This is a genomic window from Streptomyces sp. NPDC040622 (assembly GCF_055593965.1).
The window spans coordinates 100,864-119,997 of sequence record NZ_JBVIXD010000009.1; the positions used below are offsets into that span (position 1 = coordinate 100,864).

Here is a 19,134-nt window from a genome sequence, read left to right on the forward strand (position 1 = left end):
CCGGTATGCGCATTGCCTCCCCGCGCAGGGCAAAGATGCGGGATCATGTGGTCCATGACCGAGGTGTCCTCGCTCACAGGGCGGCTTCTCGTGGCGACACCGGCCCTGGCGGACCCGAACTTCGACCGCGCGGTGGTGCTGCTCCTCGACCACGACGAGGAGGGCTCGCTCGGCGTGGTCCTCAACCGCCCCACCCCGGTGGGCGTCGGCGACATCCTGGAGGGCTGGGGAGAGCTGGCGGGCGCGCCCGGCGTCGTCTTCCAGGGCGGCCCCGTCTCGCTGGACTCGGCGCTCGGCGTCGCGGTGATCCCCGGCGACGAGCCACCGCCCCCGGGCCCCCGCTCCCGGGTCGGCAGACGGGCCCCCGCCCCGGGCCCCGGGACCCGCGCGGCCGGTGACCCCGTCGGCTTCCGGCGCGTGCACGGCGCGATCGGCCTCGTCGACCTGGAGGCCCCGCCCGAGCTCCTGGCCTCCGCCCTCGGCTCCCTGCGGATCTTCGCCGGCTACTCGGGCTGGGGCCCGGGACAGCTGGAGAACGAACTGGCGGACGGCGCCTGGTACGTCGTCGAGTCCGAGCCGGGTGACGTCTCCTCGCCGGATCCGGAGCGGCTGTGGCGCGCGGTGCTCAGACGCCAGCGCAGCGAGCTGGCGATGGTGGCGACCTATCCGGACGACCCGTCGCTGAACTGAACTGAACTGGACTGAACTGGACTGAGCCGGGCCGCCGCCGGACCGGGACGGTTCCCGGCCCGGTCGGGGCTACCCCTCGCCGAGCCGGTCCGCCCCGCTCAGATACCGCTCGGCCAGCGGGTGCGGGTCGCGCGCGGGGACCGCGAGGCGCACGGTGACCGGCGGCGCGTTCTTCAGGCGTACGTAGCGCAGGGACGGGTGGTGGTGCCTGCGGGCCACCGGTTCGGGCGCGACGCCCACGCCGTGGCCCGCGGCGACCGCTTCCAGCCATTCGTCGAGGTTGTCGGCGGTGCAGGACAGCTTCGGGCGCCGGTCGGCAGGCCACAGCTCGGGGCGGGTGGTGCCGGTGACCGTGTTGACGACGAGCGGCAGGTCGGCGAGCTCCGTCCAGTCGGCGACGCGGCGGCCCGCGAGCTCCGCGGCGCCCCGCGCGACGACGGCCACGCGCGGCTCGTGCAGCAGGACACGGGTGCGGACCGCGGCGCCGGACGGCACGTCACCGCGTACGACCGCGACGTCGCAGGCGCCCGACAGGAGCCCGGCGAGCGGCTCGTCGCGCCGCACGAGCCGCACGCCCGCGCCCGTCGCCGCCTTGAAGGCATGCACGAGCTCGGCGCAGGCCCGGGGCAGCAGTGAGGTGAACCCGAGCCGCAGGAGGGGCGGTTCGCTGCCCGTGGTGCGCAGCGCGGTGTCGATCCGGGACAGCAGCGGCGCCAGCTCGTCGCGGAGCCGGCAGCCGGCCTCGGTGAGTTCGACGCGGCGCGTGGTCCGCTCCAGGAGGCGTGTGCCGAGGGCGTCCTCCAGGGCCCGCACGGTCCGGGTGAGCGCGGGCTGCCCGACGCGCAGGACCGCGGCGGCGTGCGTGAAGCTCAACTCGTCGGCGACGGCGAGGAATCCGCGCAGGTGACGGAGTTCCACGCCGTCCGTACGTGTCTCGCGGTCCGGTCCCGCTTCGGTCAGGTGATCCATGTCGACCGAGCATAAATGCACTCCGGCGGGCATTTCCCCGGGCAACCGGAGACTCCCTACGTTTTCCCGGTGGCTCGCGGAGCCACCGGGAAAAGGCTCGCGGAGCCACGGGGAACAAGGGAGTTGAGCGCGTGTGCGCAAGATCTGGCTGCTGATCCTTGGGTCCTTCACCCTCGGGCTCGACGCCTACGTCATGGCGGGCCTGCTGCCGGTGGTCGCCGGCGACCTGGGGACGACCGTCTCGCTCGCCGGGCAGATGGTCACCGTCTTCACCCTCGCGTACGCGGTGAGCGCGCCGCTGGTCGCCGGGCTGCTGTCCGGGGTGCGGCCGCGCGTGCTGATCGTCGCCGCGCTGGCCGTCTTCACGCTCGGCAACGGGCTCACCGCGCTCGCGCCCGGCCTCACCGTGCTGCTCCTCTCGCGCGCGGTCGCGGGAGCCGGCGCCGGGGTGTACTCGGCGCTGTCCACGGCGGCGGCCGCCTCCCTCGCGGGTCCCGAGCGGCGCGGCCGTGCCCTCGCGCTGGTGATGGGCGGCATGAGTTCGGGCACGGTGCTCGGCGTGCCGCTCGGGGTGCTGCTCGCCGACCACACCTCCTGGCGGGCCACGATGTGGCTGGTGACGGGGCTCGGCGCGGTCGCGCTCCTGGGGCTCGCGGCAGGGCTGCCGGAGGTTCCCGCGGGGCCGGCCGTCCCGGTGCGGGCGCGGCTCGGGGCGCTCGCCGACCGCACGGTGCTGCCCGTCGTGAGCGTCTCCTTCCTGGGCGCGGTGGCGAGCCTCGGCCTCTACACCTACCTCGCGCCGGTGCTCGCCTCCTCGGGCGGCGTGGGCGAGAGCGAGATGGCGCCGTACCTGTGGGCGTGGGGCATCGGCGGAGTCCTCGGCAGCGTGGCCGCGGGCCCCCTGGTGGACCGTACGGGCCGGGTGGTCGCCCTCGTGACGGGGATCGTCGCCACCCTGGTCGTGTCGATCGCCCTGCTGCCGCTGCTCGGCGCCGCCGCCTTCCCCGCGCTCGTCGTCTGGGGCGCCGCGGGCTGGGCCTTCCAGGTCCCGCAGCAGCACCGCCTCCTCGCGCTGCGCGCCGAACGCGGCACGGTCGCCCTCGCGCTCAACAACTCCGCCCTCTACCTGGGCAGCGCGGTCGGCTCGGGGGTGGCGGGCCTCGCCCTCGCCGCCGGGCTCGCGCCGCGCGACCTGCCGTGGGCGGCGGCCGTCGTCGCCGGGGCGGCGCTCGTGCTGCACCTCGTGACGGCGCGCCCCCGGCGTCCCGCGGGCGACAGCCGCTGCCGGGACGCGCCGGGCGTGAGTACCCTTGGCTCTTATGAGCACTCTTGAGCCCGAGCCCGAGCGCGGGGCAGGTACGGGGACCCTCGTAGAGCCGACGCCGCAGGTGTCGCACGGTGACGGCGACCACGAGCGCTATGCGCACTATGTCCAGAAGGACAAGATCATGGCGAGCGCGATGGACGGCACGCCCGTCGTCGCGCTCTGCGGCAAGGTGTGGGTCCCCGGCCGCGACCCCAAGAAGTACCCCGTCTGTCCCATGTGCAAGGAGATCTACGAGTCCATGAGCGCGGGCGGCGACAAGGACAAGGGTGGCAAGGACGGCAAGGGCGGCAAGAAGTAGCCGTTTGAGTCCCTTGTGAGACCCCTTCGCCCGAGGGGCGTTGCGCCTGCCGCAACGCCCCTTTTGCGTTGCGCAATCGCGTGACAGCCTACGGTTTCATGACCTTTGAGCACCTCATCCCGGCGCCCGCACGCGCCGAGGCCACGCAGAGCTCCTCCTTCGTCATCGACGCCGCCACCACCGTCTGGGCCGGGCCCGGCACCGGGACCACCGAGCGGTGGCTGCGCGCCGCGCTCGGCGCCGCCCTCGGCCTGCCGCTGCGCGACGGCGCCGAGGGGGCCGCCAACTCCCTCTCCCTGCGCGTCGACGACTCCCTGGAGCCGGAGGCGTACCGGCTCACCATCGACAGCGACCGCGTCGAGATCCGCGGGGGCGCCGGCGCCGGCGTCTTCTGGGGCGCCCAGACCCTGCGCCAGCTCCTGGGTCCCGACGCCTTCCGCCGCGCGCAACTGCGGCCGGGCGCCGAGCACTCCGTCCCCGCCGGCGTCGTCGAGGACGCCCCCCGCTTCGGCTGGCGCGGCATGATGCTCGACGTGTCGCGGCACTTCATGCCGAAGGAGGGGGTGCTGCGCTACCTCGACCTGCTCGCCGCGCACAAGCTCAACGTCTTCCACTTCCACATCACCGACGACCAGGGCTGGCGCGTGGAGATCAAGCGCCACCCGAAGCTCACCGAGGTCGGCTCGTGGCGGGCCCGCTCCAAGTGGGGCCACCGTGCCTCGCCCCTCTGGGAGGAGCGCCCGCACGGCGGTCACTACACGCAGGACGACATCCGCGAGATCGTCGCGTACGCGGACGCCCTGCACATCACCGTCGTCCCGGAGATCGACATCCCGGGCCACTCGCAGGCCGCCATCAGCGCCTACCCGCACCTCGGCAACACCGACGTCGTGGACACGGAGTCGCTCACCGTCTGGGACACCTGGGGCGTGAGCAAGAACGTCCTCGCCCCGACCGAGGAAGTGGTCAGCTTCTACGAGGGGGTCTTTGAGGAGATCCTCGACCTCTTCCCCTCCACCTTCATCCACGTCGGCGGCGACGAGTGTCCCAAGGACCAGTGGAAGGCCTCGGCGACCGCGCAGGCCCGCATCAAGGAACTGGAGGTCGAGGACGAGGACGGCCTGCAGAGCTGGTTCATCCGGCACTTCGACCGCTGGCTCACCGCCCGCGGGCGCCGGCTCATCGGCTGGGACGAGATCCTGGAGGGCGGCCTCGCCGAGGGCGCCACCGTCTCGTCCTGGCGCGGCTACCGGGGCGGCATCGCCGCGGCCAAATCCGGCCACGACGTCGTCATGTGCCCCGAGCAGCACGTGTACTTGGACCACCGTCAGCACGGCGGCCCCGACGAGCCGATGCCCATCGGGTTCATCCGCACGCTGGAGGACGTCTACCGCTTCGAGCCCGTCCCCGCCGAGCTCACCGAGGAGGAGGCGGCCCACGTCCTCGGCACCCAGGCCAACGTCTGGAGCGAGGTGATGGAGCACCAGCAGCGCGTCGACTACCAGGTGTTCCCCCGGCTCGCGGCCTTCTGCGAAGTGGCGTGGCGCGAACTGCCCGCCCCGGCCGAGCGGGACTTCGAGGACTTCGAACGGCGAATGACCGCCCATTACCCGCGACTTGACGCCCTCGGCGTCGACTACCGTCCGCCGAGTGGTCCGCTGCCGCGACAGCAGCGACCGGGTGTGCTCGGACGCCCGATCGAGGGGGCGCCCCCGAACGTGTGAGTCGTCCGTCCGGTGCGTGCTCCCGGCGGCCCGCGCCGGGAGCGTGGGCCGCCGGGAGCGGCGGCCCGGAGCGCGTCGGAGCATACGGAAGGCCGCGGACAGCACGGGACATGCCGGTGGGACAAGCCGCCCGCACGACACCGGAAAGGGGCAATTCCCGCCCACCGGCGAGGCGGTACGAAACCGGCACATCCACCTGTTCCACGGACGAATGCCTCCTAGCGGACCCCCGCGTCGGGGCCCGGGGAAGATGTGCCAGAGTTGCCACGTCCGGGTTGTGAGCACGTACCGTACGGCGGAACAGGCGTAACGGTGACACGTCGCGAAACGGCGAGCACTCCACCTGCACGTTGTACGTGGAGCACGCGGCCGGACATCGGGAAGGGGCAGCCGGTTTTGACCACGCACGCACCGCGGGCGGCACAGACACCGCAGTCGGTGAAGCTGCCCGCCACGCTGGACGAGGCCGTGGCGGCGCTCGCCGCCATGCCCGCCGCCGTGCCCGTCGCCGGCGGCACGGACCTCATGGCCTCGGTCAACTCGGGGCAGCTGCGCCCCGCCGCCCTCGTCGGCCTCGGCCGCATCAGCGAGATCCGCGGCTGGCAGTACCAGGACGGCCACGCCCTGCTCGGCGCCGGCCTCACCCACGCGCGCATGGGCCGCCCCGACTTCGCCGCGCTGATCCCCGCCCTGGCCGCCGCCGCGCGCGCCGCCGGACCGCCCCAGATCCGCAACGCGGGCACCCTCGGCGGCAACATCGCGTCGGCCGCGCCCACCGGCGACGCGCTGCCCGTACTCGCCGCCCTCGACGCCGTGCTGATCATCGCGGGGCCCGGCGGCGTCCGCCGCGAGATCCCCGTGTCGCACCTGCTCGCCGGCATGGAGATGCTCCGCCCCGGCGAACTCATCGGCTTCGTGCGCGTCCCCCTCCTGCACGCGCCCCAGGTCTTCCTCAAGGCGACCGGACGCACCGGACCCGGCCGGGCCACGGCCTCCGTCGCGCTGGTCCTCGACCCGGCGCGGCGCGGCGTGCGCTGTGCCGTCGGCGCCATCGCGCCGATGCCGCTGCGGCCCCTGGAGGCCGAGGAGTGGGTCGCCGCACTCATCGACTGGGACGGCGAGCGGGGCAGCCTCGTCCCGGAGGCGGTCACCGCCTTCGGCGAGTACGTCGCCGCCGCCTGCATCCCCGAGCAGCCCCCGGCGGCCGACGGCACCGAACAGCCGCTGTCGCCCGCCGTACTGCACCTGCGGCGCACCGTCGCCGCGCTGGCCCGACGAGCACTGGGGAGGGCGCTGTCGTGAGCGACGACCAGAACACCCACAACGGCGGCGGCTGGCAGCCGCACCCGCAGGGCGAGTACGACTCCGACGCCACGGCGTTCGTGCAGCTCCCCGAGGGCATGCTGGACGCCCCGCTCGCCGCGCCCGGCCACGGTTACGTCCCGCCGCAGATAACGGTCAACCCCACCACCGCCGACGCCACCGACCCGGCCGCCACGGGCACCTGGGTCATGCCGCCCGAGATGACCGGCGCGGCCGGCGCGGGGCGCGCGGTGCGCTGGCCCGAGGCGGGCACGGCGCAGGAGCGGCAGGAGCCCCCGGCATCCGCCGCGCCCTCGCCCCACCCTGGGCAGCACCATGAGCAGCACCACGGGTACGACCCGCGGGCGACCGGCCAGTGGAGCTTCGATGCGCAGCCCCCGGAGCACCGGGCGCCGCAGCAGACGTACGGGCAGGGGTACGAGCAGGACTACGAGCAGGGCTACGGCCAGCAGTACGGGCAGCCGCACGGTCAGGGTGCCCCCGTGCCCGCATCCGACGTCACCGGCCAGTGGTCGATCCCGGTCGCCGACGGTGAGCTGCCGGACGAGTCGGGCGAGTTCACGGCCTCGTCGCTGGCCTCGCAGTGGGGCGGCACTCCGCCCGCGACGCTGCCGGGCGGCGCGCCCGCGCCGTGGGCGACCGGCGCGGGAGCCGGTGCGCCCTGGGGCGCGCAGGCGCAGGAGGCCCTGCACGAGGCCCCGCGCCAGGAGCTGCCGCAGGTCTCCCAGGACACGCTGCAGGCGCCGCGCGAGAGCCTCTACGAGGCGCCGCCCCAGCCCCTGCACGAGGAGCACGCCCCGGAGCCCGAGCCCGAGCAGGAGAGCCGGTTCGAGCAGACGCAGTTGCTGCGGGCGATCAGCGTGCCGTCCGCGGGGCAGCGCGCCGCGGAGCCGGTCGAGGAACCCGCCGCCGAGCCCGTGGAGATCCCGGAGGCGTCCGGGGCCCACGACGCCCCCGCCGACGTATCCGACGTATCCGATGTATCCGAAATGCCGGACGCCGTCGAGCCCGTGGACGCAGCGCCGGATCCGGAGCCGGATCCGGAGCCCGCGCTCGAGCTCACGGACACCACTCCGGACGAAGCGGTCGCCCCGGACGAAGCGGTCGTATCGGATGCGGTGCCCGCACCGGAAGCGCTCGCGCCCGCGCCCGCACCCGAGCCGGACGCACCGGAGGCCGATGAGACGGCCGTCACGGATGAGGCAGCGCACGCGGACGCGGACCAGGCCGTCCTCCCGGACGAGACCGCCGAAGTGGTCGAGACCGTCGAAGTGGTCGAGGCCGCCGACGCCGCCCCGGCCCCCGCGCCCCTCCACGACGACCACCCCCTCGTCTCCTACGTCCTGCGGGTGAACGGCACCGACCGTCCCGTCACCGACGCCTGGATCGGCGAGTCGCTGCTCTACGTCCTGCGTGAGCGCCTCGGGCTCGCCGGGGCCAAGGACGGCTGCTCGCAGGGCGAGTGCGGGGCCTGCAACGTCCAGGTGGACGGGCGGCTCGTCGCCTCCTGCCTGGTCCCCGCCGCCACCACCGCGGGCAGCGAGGTCCGTACCGTCGAGGGCCTGGCCGCCGACGGACAGCCCTCCGACGTGCAGCGCGCGCTCGCCGCCTGCGGCGCGGTGCAGTGCGGCTTCTGCGTGCCGGGCATGGCCATGACCGTGCACGACCTCCTGGAGGGCAACCCCGCCCCCACCGACCTGGAGGCCCGCCGCGCGCTGTGCGGCAACCTCTGCCGCTGCTCCGGCTACCGAGGCGTGCTCGACGCCGTGCGCGAGGTGGTGAGCGAGCGCCAGGCGTCCGCCTCCGCCACCGCCGCCGAGTCCTCGGCGCAGGACGCCCACGCGCACGCCGACCCCGACGCGGCCCGCATCCCGCACCAGGCGGGCCCCGGCGCGGGCGGCGTCCACCAGGCCGCGCACGACGGGACGTACGACGGCGCACCCGGCGTCCCCTATGACGGGTACGACGGGTACGAAGGACCGCAAGGACCCCACCCGTACGAAGGAACCGGACCCGAAGGGCCGCAGGGCCCCTACGGCCAGGACGGAGGCCACGCGTGAGCACCGACGCAAGCGCCGCCACCACGCCCGGCGCCGTCGCGCAGGGCACCGGGCAACCGCCGCACGGCATCGGCTCGTCGCTGCCGTCCGCCGAGTCCCGGGTGAAGACCGAGGGCACCTTCCCCTACGCCGCCGACCTGTGGGCCGAGGGCCTGCTGTGGGCCGCCGTGCTGCGCTCGCCGCACGCGCACGCCCGCATCGTCTCCATCGACACCAGTCACGCGCGGGAGATGCCGGGCGTCCACGCGGTCGTCACCCACGAGGACGTGCCGGGGGACGCGCTGCACGGCCGCAGGACGCCGGACCGGCCGGTCTTCGCCTCCGACGTCGTACGCCACCACGGCGAGCCCATCGCCGCCGTCGCCGCCGACCACCCCGACACCGCGCGGATGGCCGCCGCCGCCGTCATCGTCGAGTACGAGGTGCTCGAACCGGTCACCGACCCGGAGAAGGCCTTCGAGGCCGAACCCCTGCACCCCGACGGCAACTTGATCCGCCACATCCCGCTGCGGCACGGCGACCCGGAGGCGGCGGGCGAGCTCGTCGTGGAGGGCCTGTACCGCATCGGCCGCCAGGACCCGGCGCCGATCGGCGCGGAGGCGGGCCTCGCGGTGCCGCGCCCGGACGGGGGAGTGGAGCTGTACATCGCCTCCACCGACCCGCACGACGACCGCGACCGCGCCGCCGCCTGCTTCGGCATCCCCCCTGAACGCGTCAAGGTGGTCGTCACCGGCGTGCCGGGCGCGACCGCCGACCGCGAGGACGCGAGCTTCCAACTCCCGCTCGGGCTCCTGGCGTTGCGCACCGGCTGCCCGGTGAAGCTCACCGCGACCCGCGAGGAGTCCTTCCTCGGCCACGCCCACCGCCACCCCACGCTCCTGCGCTACCGCCACCACGCGGACGCCGAGGGCCGGCTGGTCAAGGTGGAGGCGCAGATCCTGCTCGACGCGGGCGCGTACGCGGACACGTCGTCGGAGTCGCTGGCCGCCGCCGTCTCCTTCGCCTGCGGCCCCTACGTCGTGCCGAACGCGTTCATCGAGGGCTGGGCGGTCCGCACGAACAACCCGCCCTCCGGCCACGTCAGGGGCGAGGGCGCCCTGCAGGTGTGCGCCGCGTACGAGGCCCAGATGGACAAGATCGCCAAGAAGCTGGGCATCGACCCGGCGGAGCTGCGGCTGCGCAACGCCATGGCGACCGGCGACATCCTGCCCACCGGACAGACCGTGACATGCCCGGCGCCGGTGGCCGAACTCCTCGCCGCCGTACGGGACTTCCCGCTGCCCGACCTGCCCAAGGACACGCCCGAGGACGAGTGGCTGCTGCCCGGCGGGCCCGAGGGCGCGGGCGAACCCGCCGCGGTGCGCAGGGGCGTCGGCTACGGCCTCGGCATGGTCCAGCTCCTGGGCGCCGAGGGCACCGACGAGGTGTCCACGGCCACGGTGAAGGTCCACGACGGCGTGGCGACGGTGATCTGCGCGGCCGTCGAGACCGGCCAGGGCTTCACCACCCTGGCCCGCCAGATCGTCCAGGAGACGCTCGGCATCGAGGACGTGCGGGTCGCGCCCGTCGACACGGACCAGCCGCCGGCGGGGCCGAGCTGCCGAGGGCGCCACACCTGGGTGTCCGGCGGCGCGGTGGAACGCGCGGCGAAGATGGTCCGCACGCAGCTGCTGCAGCCGCTGGCCCACAAGTTCGGGATGTCCACCGAGCTGCTCCAGATCACCGACGGCAAGATCACCTCGTACGACGGCGTGCTGTCCACGACCGTGACCGAGGCCATGGACGGCAAGGAACTGTGGGCCACCGCCCAGTGCCGCCCCCACCCGACCGAGCCGCTGGACGAGGCCGGGCAGGGCGACGCGTTCGTGGGCATGGCGTTCTGCGCGATCCGCGCGGTCGTGGACGTCGACATCGAGATCGGTTCCGTACGGGTCGTGGAGCTGGCCGTCGCCCAGGACGTGGGCCGCATCCTCAACCCCGCCCAGCTGAAGGTCCGCATCGAGGCGGGCGTCACCCAGGGCGTGGGCGCGGCGCTCACGGAGAACCTCCGCGCCCCGCGCGGCCTGGTCCGCCACCCCGACCTGACCGGCTACGCCCTGCCGACCGCCCTGGACACCCCGGACATCCGCATCGTGAAGCTGGTGGAGGAGCGGGACGTCGTGGCGCCCTTCGGCGCGAAGGCGGCCAGCGCGGTCCCGGTCGTGACGTCGCCGGCGGCCATCGCCTCGGCGGTCCGCGCCGCGACGGGACGCCCGGTCAACCGCCTCCCGATCCGCCCGCAGGCGGCCGTGGCGACATGACGTTCCCGGCGGGCGCGGTGGTCGTCGTCACCGGCATCATGGCGTCCGGCAAGTCCACGGTCGCGCAGGCGCTCGCCGAGCGGCTCCCGAAGGCCGTGCACGTGAGGGGCGACGTCTTCCGCCGCATGATCGTGTCGGGCGCGGTGGCGTACGAGCCGGGCGCGCAGGGGGAGGGCGAGGCCCAACTCCGGTTGCGCTACCGGCTCTCCGCCTCGACGGCCGACGCGTACGCCGAGGCGGGCTTCACCGCCGTCGTCCAGGACGTCATCCTGGGCGAGGAACTCACGTCGTACGTGGAACTCCTGCGCACCCGCCCCGTGTACGTCGTCGTCCTGGCCCCGGATCCCGCGGCGGTCGCGGCCCGCGAGGGCGCACGCGGCAAGACGGGATACGGCGCGTGGACGGTCGAGGACCTGGACGCGGTGCTGCGGGGGCGGACGCCCCGCATCGGACTCTGGCTGGACAGCTCGGAGTTGACGGTCGCGGAGACGGTGACGGCGATCCTCGCGGGGCTCGGCGAAGCCCGGGTGAGCCAGGTCTGACCTCGCCCACCCGGGCCTCTTCGAAATCTGCCGCCCCGCTCGCGCCCGCTACGTGCCGTAGTAGGCGTCGCGGACCGAGAGCGTCGACTTGTTGCCGTCCTTGTCCGTGACCGCGGCGCGGAAGGAGACGCTCTTGTCCTGCGCCGGGTTCCTCACGGAGATCTTCCCGCCCCGGACGGTGGCCTTCTTCCAGGTCCGCCCGGAGTCGTAGGAGACGTACACGGCAAGGGACTTGAGGTTCCCCGCCCCTGCCGCGGCCCCCTGGACCTTCACCGGCACGGACTGGGTGGCCCCCGCCGGGGCGCGGCTCGCCAGGTCCAGCGCCGGGGCGAACCGGACGGTGGAGGTGGGCAGTTCGGTGCGGCCCTCGGTCCTGCGCGAGCGGAACGTCCAGGACGCGTCGATCCGCGAGGAGGCCGTGCCCGCCTTCGGGTCACGGGTAGCCGAGGCCGTCAGCCGGTACTCGGCGTCGCCCGCCGGGACCTCGAACGTCTCGCCGCCGGTCACCGGGTCGTCGTTCTCGGCGATCTTCGTGCCGTCGCGGTAGAGCGCCGATCCGGCCGAGGAGTACGTGGTCCAGCCCGGGTGGCCCGCGCCGTCGGCGGCGACGGGGATGCGGCCGCCGAGCCGGTCGCCCTCGCGGAAGACGCCGTCGCCCGAGCCGTTCAGGGCGGGGCCGAAGACGCCGGTGTTGAAGGTCTTCGTGTACGTGCGGCCCGCCTTGAAGGTCTGCGGGTCCATCCGGTAGAAGCCCTCCATGACGGGTTCGCCGTCCGAGTCCTTGTCGCCGTACTGCTCGAAGTCGATGCCCCACTTCGTGGCGCCGAGCGCGGTCACGTGCACCGTGGTCGTGCGCGGCAGTTTCCGCGCCGGGAGGATGCGGGAGATGCCGCCCGCCTCCGGGCGGTACCCGGCGGGGTGGATGACGCCCGACCGGCCCGGGGCCGATGCGCCCGTACGGACCTTCACCGTGGCGAAGTCCGCGGGTTTCAGGTGCTGGGTGTAGCCGGTCGACAGCTTCTTGACCGTGCCGCCGACGAGCATCTCGTAACGGGTGCCCGCGCCCTTGGTCCAGGTGGCGAGCCACTGCTCGCCGAAGCCCTCGGGGACGGCGGGGCCGAGGTGGGCGGTGCGCAGGCCCTCGAACGTGTCGAGGATCGGCGTCGACTCGTAGCCCTTGTACATATAACGCGGACCGGCCGCCACGAGCTCCGCGTCGCGGTCGGGGAGCGTGATGTCGACGGGCTTCGCCTTGCGGGCGTCGAGGGTGACGGTCATGTTCTTGTCGACGGTCAGCCGGGGCTGCACGAGCCAGTCGGTGCCCTTGGAGCCGTCGTCCGGGTCCACGTGGATCGACCAGTCGAGCAGGTAACTTCCCTTGGCCACACGGACCTTGGTGCTCCCCCCCACCGGGAAGAGGTTGAGGCCCTTGTCCTTGCCGGTGATGGCCGACATCGTCGACTCGTGGTGCGGGGTGGCCCTGCCGTCGCGTCCGATCGTCTTCAGCGTGACGTCGTACCGCTCGATCTCGCGCTCGACGGAGGCGGCGGTGCGGATGGTCTGGCCGCCGCCGTCCGCCACGACGTACGCGGAGTAGGCGCCGTCGGTGGTGCCGCCGAGCTTGGAGTCGGCGGTCAGGTCGACGGCGGCGGTGCCGGCCGCGGGGACGGTCACCTTCTTGGTGCCGAGGGTGAAGAACCCGGCGGGGGCGGGGCGGCCCTTGGGGTCGGTGGCGGTCACCGTGAGGTTCAGGGTGACGTCGTCCTTGCCGAGGTTCTTGTACGTGACCTTCTTGGTGACGGGCTTGTCGTCGGTGTGGGGCCACTGCTGCGTGCCGAAGCTCACCGACGCGGGGTCGACGATGACGGTCTGCCTGATGGCCTGGTCGGCGCCGATCCGCTTGACGCTCTTGTCGGGGCCGGCTTTACGGGTGCCGTCGAGCCAGATGTGGGAGACGGCGGGGGCGGTGCCGCGGGCGCCTTCCTTGCCGCTGGTCAGGGCGGCCCACAGGGCGGACGCGTCCTGCTTCGGGGTGGTGATCGCGTCGGCGTTCAGCGCCTTCAGGCTGCGGCGGAGGGTGGTGTCACCGGCGGCGCGGATCTCGGACTTGGCGGCGGTGGTGGCGGTCTGCCGGTAGCCGACGATGAGCTTGAGGCCGGGCTCCTGGGACGTGCGGTTGTTCTTCTTCAGCAACTCCGCGACGTCGAAGAGCCGTTGGTCGAGGGTGCCGTCGGCCATCAGACGCTGGGCGTCGGCGGGCAGGACGAGGGTGTGGCCCGTCGGGGCGCGTTGTGTGCGTACGGGTATGTGTTCGCGGCCCTTCGCGGGCCGGAAGGCGGTGACGCGCCCCTTGTCGTCGACGGACACGCGGTCGCCGGTGAGGAGGGTCAGGGTGGTGCGGGTGGGTGCGGTGATCGGGGCGGGGCGGTGGGCGTCGCGGTGTTGCGTGGAGTGGTCTTGCGTGGCGCCCGACGCCATGCCCGTCGTCAGGGCCACGGCGGCAGCGGCGATGGTGGCCGCGCCCGCTCTCTTCGCGTGAATGCGCAAGTCTCCCCCTGGAGTTGTGGTGCCGGTGTGTTGTCCGGGGAGTATGTCGGGCGGTGCGGGAGGTGCCGAACTCCGTTACAGGACTGAGTAGTTGGGGTGATGCGTTCGTGTGGTTCCCGGCTGATACTGAGAGATGGTTCACGGGAACTCGGGGTGCGACGGGGCCTACCAGATGTCATCGTCGACTTCGGCTCCGGCTTCGGCTCCGCCTTCTTCTTCGTCTTCTTCGTGCTCCACGAGATCTGCCGGGTCCGGTGCGGACTGCCTGACCGCCATCGGCGTCAGCGCGAGTAGGCCGGCGCCTTCGGGGTGGATCACCGTGAGGAAGGCGAGGTTGGGCGGCCAGGGGTAGCGGGGGAGGTCGTCGTCCGCGAACGGCTCGGGCGCTTGGGCCGTCTCGGACGCCTCCGACGCCTCGGACGCTTCGGGTGCTCCGGAAGGCGGCTCGGGCGGGCGGGGCTGGTCCTCGTACAGGAACGAGATGCCCGGAGGGTCGACGTATGCCCGCGCCGACGCGGGCCCCTCGTTCCTGCGCCAGTCCTCGCGGACGTAGCCGATGGCCCGGCACGGCCACCGGCGGTCGCCGTCCTCCTCCAGGCAGTCCAGATCGACCCGGAGCTCCAGCTCTCCCCGGTGGCGGTCCGCCGTCCTGATCTTCAGGGTCCTCGTGGCGCCGGGTGCGGTGTGCCGCCAGGTCAGGACGCCGTCGTCGTCGGCGCCGACGAGGGTCGCGGGCTCGCCGTTCAGGTGGACGGTCACCCGGGCCTCGGACACGGGGGAGCCGTCGGTCTGCCGGACGACGAGGACGAGGTCGGGGGTGCCGTTGCCGCGGTGGACGTCGGTCTCCAGGACCGCGAAGACAGGGCAGTCGGCCTGGTCGCGGAGATCCTTCTCGTGCGCCAACTGCTCGCGCATCAGCTCGACTTGGGCCAGCGCGGCACGGGCCTGGGTGTCCGCGGCGAGGGAGGCCTGCTTGGCGATCACGACCTGCCAGGCCGCGACGCAGGCGGCTGCGGCCGCGACGACGGCGCTGCCCGTCGCGATGTAGTCCCCAGCTTCCAACCGGCGCCCCCGCCCCGTGGTCCCCGTCTGCGTCGTCGGCTCGCTCACGATACTGAGGCGGGGCACGCGAAAGGGGTGGTCCGGTGAGGACCACCCCTTCGGTGGGTGCGTTCGCGCTGCGCGGGGCAGTCGCGTCGACCGGAGGCCGTGGCGGGAATCGAACCCGCGTTACTGGATTTGCAGTCCAGCCCCTAAGCCACTCGGGCACACGGCCAAGTCGTTGACCTGACTCTTTGAACCTAGCGGTGGCTCCGCGGGGGGCTCAAGGGATCACGGGGTGGCGCAATGGGACTGCCATGTGGCGTTCATGAAAGGGGGCGGGGGATCCGGCCGGCGAGCGCGGGTGAGCGCCCGCCGCGCGGCGGATGCGGGCCTCATTAGGTCAGGATCTGACCTAATGAGGTTCTAGCGTGTGTCTACCCGTTGGAGCGGTACCGGTCGGACGGTGCCGACGAAAGGTGGAGACCATGACTGAGACGTGGATCAGCGGTCGGGCGGCGGACACGGATGGCACGGCCCTCGACGGTGAGCGGGCCGATCTGCTGGACGCGCTCGGCGGGCATCGCGCGATGTTGCGTCGCACCGTCCGCGACCTCACCGACGAGCAGGCCGGGCTGCGCACCACCGCCAGTGAGCTCTGTCTCGGCGGGATCATCAAGCACGTCACCTCCGTCGAGCGGGTCTGGGTCGCCTTCATCCAGGACGGTCTGCCCGCCCTCGGCAACGTCACCGACATGACCGACGAGGACTGGGCCCGACGCGCCGACGAGTTCCGGATGCTGCCCGGCGAGACCCTCGCCGGTGTTCTCGACGCCTACGCCGAAGTCGCCTCCCGCACCGACGAGGTGGTCCGCTCCCTGCCCGGCCTCGACGTCTCCCACCCGCTGCCCGAGGCCCCCTGGTTCGAGCCCGGCGGGCGCTGGTCCGCACGCCGGACGCTCCTCCACGTCATCGGCGAGACCTCCCAGCACGCGGGTCACGCCGACATCATCCGCGAGTCCCTGGACGGCTCCCTCAGCATGGGCTGAGCCCCGCCGGTCACGACGGGTCCAGTTCCGCCCACACCGTCTTGCAGGGGCCGGCCGAAGGCACCCCCGCGTCCGTGCCCCAGCGGTCCGCGAACGACGCGACCATGAGCAGACCCCGGCCCGACTCCGCCTCGGGGGCGGCGGGCCGGGGGTCGCGCGGCGGCGTGCCGTCCGCCCGTGCGTCCGTCACCTCGATACGCAGCGTGTCCGTCGCGCCGACCGTCAGCGCGAGCCGGAAACTCCTCCCCGGTACGTGGCCGTGCAGCACGGCGTTGTTCGCCAGCTCCGCCACGATCTGCTCCGCCGCCTCGAACGGACGTCCCCAGCTGCACAGTTGCTCCCTCGTCAGAAGCCGCGCCAGCCGCGCGCCCCTTCGCGTCGCGGACAGCAGGATCGCGAACTGGCGCGCGTCGACCGGGGCCTCGGCCCGGGTGGTTTCTTGGTTCACATCACTCAGCGTGGCCGTTCGTGCGTACCGTGGACAGCGGTCCTGGCGGCGCGTACCGCGGCTGTCCGGCCGTTGTCCCGGCTTGTCCCGGCTGTCCCGGGTGCCGTCCGGGTACGAGTGCGCGTTGGGCTTGGACGGCACGTCGGAGGTGGCCGCGGTGGAACGCAACGACGGTGTGGATGAACCCGGTTGGGACGTCGACCCCGAGGACGAGATCAGCTCGGTCGTCGAAATGGTCGGCCAGCAGCTGAAGCTGCGCCGGGAGGCGGCGGGCCTGCGGGTCGCCGAGTTCGGCGAGGCGATCGGGTACGGGGAGGACCTGATCCGCAAGATCGAGCGCGGGGCGCGCATCCCTCGCCCCGAGTACCTGGACAAGGTGGACGAGGTGCTGGACGCGAAGGGCCTTGTCTCCGCGATGAAGAAGGAGATGCGGGAGGCCCGGTATCCGAAGAGGGTTCGGGAGCTGGCGAAGTTGGAGGAGCGCTCGGTCGAGCTGGGGTTGTACAGCAGCCACAGCATCCACGGCCTGCTGCAGACGGAGAGTTACGCGCGGGCACTCTTCGGGATGCGGAGGCCTGCGTACTCGGCGGATGAAGTGGAGCGCGTGGTGGCTGCTCGGATGGCGCGGCAGTCGATCTTCGACCGATGTCCGGCGCCCGAGTTCAGCTTCATCCAGGAGGAGGTGACGCTCCTACGTCCGCTCGGGGGCAGAATGGTCTTGCGGCAGCAGCTCGAACGCCTTCTTGAGGTGGGGCAGTTGCGTAATGTCGAGATTCAAGTGATGCCGATCGACCGCGAGGAACACGCCGGTGTGGATGGTGGGATCGAGGTACTGAAGTTTGACGACGGTACGGCGGTGGCGCGCTCCGAAGGGGCTTTCAACGGGCGCCCGGTCACGGATCTGAGGCGGCTACGTATTCTCGAACTGAGGTACGGCATCGTCCGGGCCCAGGCCCTTACACCGCCGAAGTCGCTGGCTTTCATCGAGGAATTGCTGGGAGAGACATGATCCGCAAGGCCGCCGCAGGGGACGCTTCCGGGCTGGAGTGGTTCAAGAGCAGTTACAGCAGCGGCAGCGAAGGCGACAGCTGCGTCGAGGTCGCCTTGGAGTGGTTCAAGAGCAGCTACAGCAGCAGCGGTGACGGCAACGACTGCCTAGAGGTGGCCTCCACCCCCCGCACCATCCACATCCGCGACTCCAAGACCCCCCACGCTCCCCACCTCACCCTCACCCCCACCGCCTGGTCCGACTTCGTCGCGTACGCGTACGCCCAGGCGTAGGCGTCGGCGTAAGACCAAGGGACCAGACAGACCCCTCCCCCGGACAGGGGTAAAACCGGCCCACGCCTCTTACCCTGGCGTGCATGACCGACACAGGCGTCGCCGCCGAAACCACCGCCCCGCCGGCCCCGACCGGCAGGTCCGGCGGCGTGCTGAGCGCACCCCACCGCGCCCTCAGCATCGGCATCGTCTCCGTCGTGCTGCTCATCGCCTTCGAGGCGACCGCCGTGGGGACGGCGATGCCCGTCGCCGCGCGGGAGCTCGACGGGGTCTCGCTGTACGCCTTCGCCTTCTCCGGGTACTTCACGACCAGCCTCTTCGGCATGGTGCTCAGCGGGCAGTGGGCCGACCGGCGCGGGCCGCTGGGGCCGCTGGCCACGGGGATCTCGATGTTCGCGGCGGGGCTGCTGCTGAGCGGGACCGCCGGGTCGATGTGGCTGTTCATCGCGGGGCGGGCCGTGCAGGGGCTCGGCGGGGGACTGGTCATCGTCGCGCTGTACGTCATCGTCAGCCGGGCCTACCCGGAGCACCTGAGGCCCTCGATCCTCGCGGCGTTCGCGGCGAGCTGGGTGGTGCCCTCGGTGGTCGGGCCCCTGGTGTCCGGCACCGTCACCGAACACCTCGGCTGGCGCTGGGTCTTCGTCGGCATCCCCGTCCTCGTCGTCGCGCCGCTCGTCCTCGCGCTGCCCGCGATACGGCGTACCGCCGCCGGTCCCGTCGACCCGGCCGCGCCCGTCGCGGCCTTCGACCGGCGCCGCATCCGCCTCGCGCTCGGGATCTCGCTGGGCGCCGGGCTGCTCCAGTACGCGGGGCAGGACCTGCGGTGGCTCTCGCTGCTGCCCGCCGCGGCCGGCGCGGCCGTCCTCGTGCCCGCCGTCCTCGGACTGCTGCCCAAGGGCACCTACCGGGCCGCCCGCGGCCTGCCGTCCGTGGTGCTGCTGCGCGGCATCGCGGCCGGGTCGTTCATCGCGGCGGAGTCCTTCGTGCCGCTGATGCTCGTCACCCAGCGCGGACTGAGCCCCACCCTGGCCGGGCTCTCGCTGGCCGTCGGCGGCGGGACCTGGGCGCTCGGGTCCTACGTCCAGTCGCGGCCCCGCATGGAGCCGTACCGGTCGCGGCTCGTGGCCTTCGGGATGGTGCTCGTGGCGGCCGCCATCCTCACCGCGCCGACCGTACTGATCGAGTCCGTGCCCGTGTGGGTCGTGGGGGTCGCGTGGGGCTTCGGCTGCTTCGGCATGGGCATGGTCATCGCCTCGACCAGCGTGCTCCTGCTGCGGCTCTCGCCGCCCGCCGACGCCGGGTCCAACTCGGCCGCCCTGCAGATTTCCGACGGCCTCTCGAACGTCCTGCTGCTGGCCGTGGGCGGCGCCGCGTTCGCCGCGCTCGGCGGCGGCGCGGCCGGGGCGGCGCACGGGGCGGGCGGGGCCGCCGGGTCCCATCCGGGCGCGTTCGTCGCCGTCTTCGTGCCGATGGCGGCGGTCGCCCTGGTGGGGGCGTGGGTGGGGACGCGGCTGAAGGAACGTACCGTCTGAGGC

The 19,134-nt window shown here is 73.2% G+C and carries 16 protein-coding genes and 1 tRNA gene; 12 read left to right on the plus strand and 5 right to left on the minus strand.

The window, feature by feature from the left end; genetic code table 11:
* The first annotated feature begins 54 nt into the window (after positions 1-54).
* On the plus strand, positions 55-690 hold the full coding sequence (locus tag ACZ592_RS26040) for a YqgE/AlgH family protein (protein WP_471584056.1): 636 nt from the start codon (positions 55-57) through the stop codon (positions 688-690).
* A gap of 69 nt (positions 691-759) precedes the next feature.
* Here ACZ592_RS26040 and ACZ592_RS26045 read toward each other — a convergent pair whose 3' ends face one another.
* A complete protein-coding gene (locus tag ACZ592_RS26045) occupies positions 760-1,659 on the minus strand; it encodes a LysR family transcriptional regulator (RefSeq protein WP_471584057.1) in 900 nt (299 codons plus the stop codon).
* 133 nt (positions 1,660-1,792) lie between these two features.
* On the opposite strand from ACZ592_RS26045, the gene ACZ592_RS26050 reads away from it, so the two are divergent.
* The 7 genes from ACZ592_RS26050 (at position 1,793) to ACZ592_RS26080 (ending at position 11,233) form a co-directional block, all read left to right on the plus strand.
* Positions 1,793-2,992, plus strand: a complete 1,200-nt coding sequence (locus ACZ592_RS26050; protein ID WP_471584058.1) for an MFS transporter — start codon at positions 1,793-1,795, stop codon at positions 2,990-2,992.
* The gene (locus tag ACZ592_RS26055; RefSeq protein ID WP_471584059.1) at positions 2,979-3,284 is read left to right on the plus strand and encodes a DUF3039 domain-containing protein; all 306 of its coding nucleotides are present in this window, start codon (positions 2,979-2,981) and stop codon (positions 3,282-3,284) included. The genes ACZ592_RS26050 and ACZ592_RS26055 overlap by 14 nt, the downstream gene beginning before the upstream one ends.
* 98 nt (positions 3,285-3,382) lie before the next feature.
* On the plus strand, positions 3,383-5,008 hold the full coding sequence (locus ACZ592_RS26060; RefSeq protein WP_471584060.1) for a beta-N-acetylhexosaminidase: 1,626 nt from the start codon (positions 3,383-3,385) through the stop codon (positions 5,006-5,008).
* 396 nt (positions 5,009-5,404) lie between these two features.
* The gene (locus tag ACZ592_RS26065) at positions 5,405-6,310 is read left to right on the plus strand and encodes an FAD binding domain-containing protein (protein ID WP_471584061.1); all 906 of its coding nucleotides are present in this window, start codon (positions 5,405-5,407) and stop codon (positions 6,308-6,310) included.
* Positions 6,307-8,391, plus strand: coding sequence for a (2Fe-2S)-binding protein (locus tag ACZ592_RS26070; RefSeq protein WP_471584062.1), 2,085 nt, complete (start codon positions 6,307-6,309; stop codon positions 8,389-8,391). The genes ACZ592_RS26065 and ACZ592_RS26070 overlap by 4 nt, the downstream gene beginning before the upstream one ends.
* Positions 8,388-10,691 carry a xanthine dehydrogenase family protein molybdopterin-binding subunit gene (locus ACZ592_RS26075; RefSeq protein ID WP_471584063.1) on the plus strand — a complete coding sequence of 768 codons (2,304 nt, stop codon included), beginning with the start codon at positions 8,388-8,390 and terminating at the stop codon, positions 10,689-10,691. The genes ACZ592_RS26070 and ACZ592_RS26075 overlap by 4 nt, the downstream gene beginning before the upstream one ends.
* Positions 10,688-11,233, plus strand: a complete 546-nt coding sequence (locus ACZ592_RS26080) for an AAA family ATPase (RefSeq protein ID WP_471584064.1) — start codon at positions 10,688-10,690, stop codon at positions 11,231-11,233. The genes ACZ592_RS26075 and ACZ592_RS26080 overlap by 4 nt, the downstream gene beginning before the upstream one ends.
* A gap of 48 nt (positions 11,234-11,281) precedes the next feature.
* On the opposite strand, the gene ACZ592_RS26085 is transcribed toward ACZ592_RS26080, so the two are convergent.
* The 3 genes from ACZ592_RS26085 to ACZ592_RS26095 form a co-directional block, all read right to left on the minus strand.
* On the minus strand, positions 11,282-13,780 hold the full coding sequence (locus ACZ592_RS26085; protein WP_471584065.1) for a hypothetical protein: 2,499 nt from the start codon (positions 13,778-13,780) through the stop codon (positions 11,282-11,284).
* Positions 13,781-13,945: 165 nt separating this feature from the next.
* Complete coding sequence (locus ACZ592_RS26090) at positions 13,946-14,890, minus strand: hypothetical protein (RefSeq protein WP_471584066.1); 945 nt, start codon at positions 14,888-14,890, stop codon at positions 13,946-13,948.
* Positions 14,891-14,984: 94 nt separating this feature from the next.
* Positions 14,985-15,056, minus strand: a tRNA-Cys gene (locus tag ACZ592_RS26095).
* 253 nt (positions 15,057-15,309) lie between these two features.
* Between ACZ592_RS26095 and ACZ592_RS26100 the strand changes: the two genes are divergently transcribed.
* Complete coding sequence (locus ACZ592_RS26100) at positions 15,310-15,870, plus strand: DinB family protein (RefSeq protein WP_471584067.1); 561 nt, start codon at positions 15,310-15,312, stop codon at positions 15,868-15,870.
* A 10-nt stretch (positions 15,871-15,880) separates the two neighbouring features.
* On the opposite strand, the gene ACZ592_RS26105 is transcribed toward ACZ592_RS26100, so the two are convergent.
* The gene (locus tag ACZ592_RS26105) at positions 15,881-16,318 is read right to left on the minus strand and encodes an ATP-binding protein (RefSeq protein ID WP_471584068.1); all 438 of its coding nucleotides are present in this window, start codon (positions 16,316-16,318) and stop codon (positions 15,881-15,883) included.
* 157 nt (positions 16,319-16,475) lie between these two features.
* Here ACZ592_RS26105 and ACZ592_RS26110 point away from each other — a divergent pair, with 157 nt between their 5' ends.
* From ACZ592_RS26110 to ACZ592_RS26120, 3 genes are all read left to right on the plus strand, one after another.
* Entirely contained in the window at positions 16,476-17,327 is an 852-nt protein-coding gene (locus ACZ592_RS26110) for a helix-turn-helix domain-containing protein (protein ID WP_471584069.1), read from the plus strand.
* Positions 17,324-17,599, plus strand: coding sequence for a DUF397 domain-containing protein (locus ACZ592_RS26115; RefSeq protein WP_471584070.1), 276 nt, complete (start codon positions 17,324-17,326; stop codon positions 17,597-17,599). The genes ACZ592_RS26110 and ACZ592_RS26115 overlap by 4 nt, the downstream gene beginning before the upstream one ends.
* An 83-nt stretch (positions 17,600-17,682) precedes the next feature.
* The gene (locus tag ACZ592_RS26120) at positions 17,683-19,131 is read left to right on the plus strand and encodes an MFS transporter (RefSeq protein ID WP_471584071.1); all 1,449 of its coding nucleotides are present in this window, start codon (positions 17,683-17,685) and stop codon (positions 19,129-19,131) included.
* Positions 19,132-19,134 lie beyond the last annotated feature (3 nt).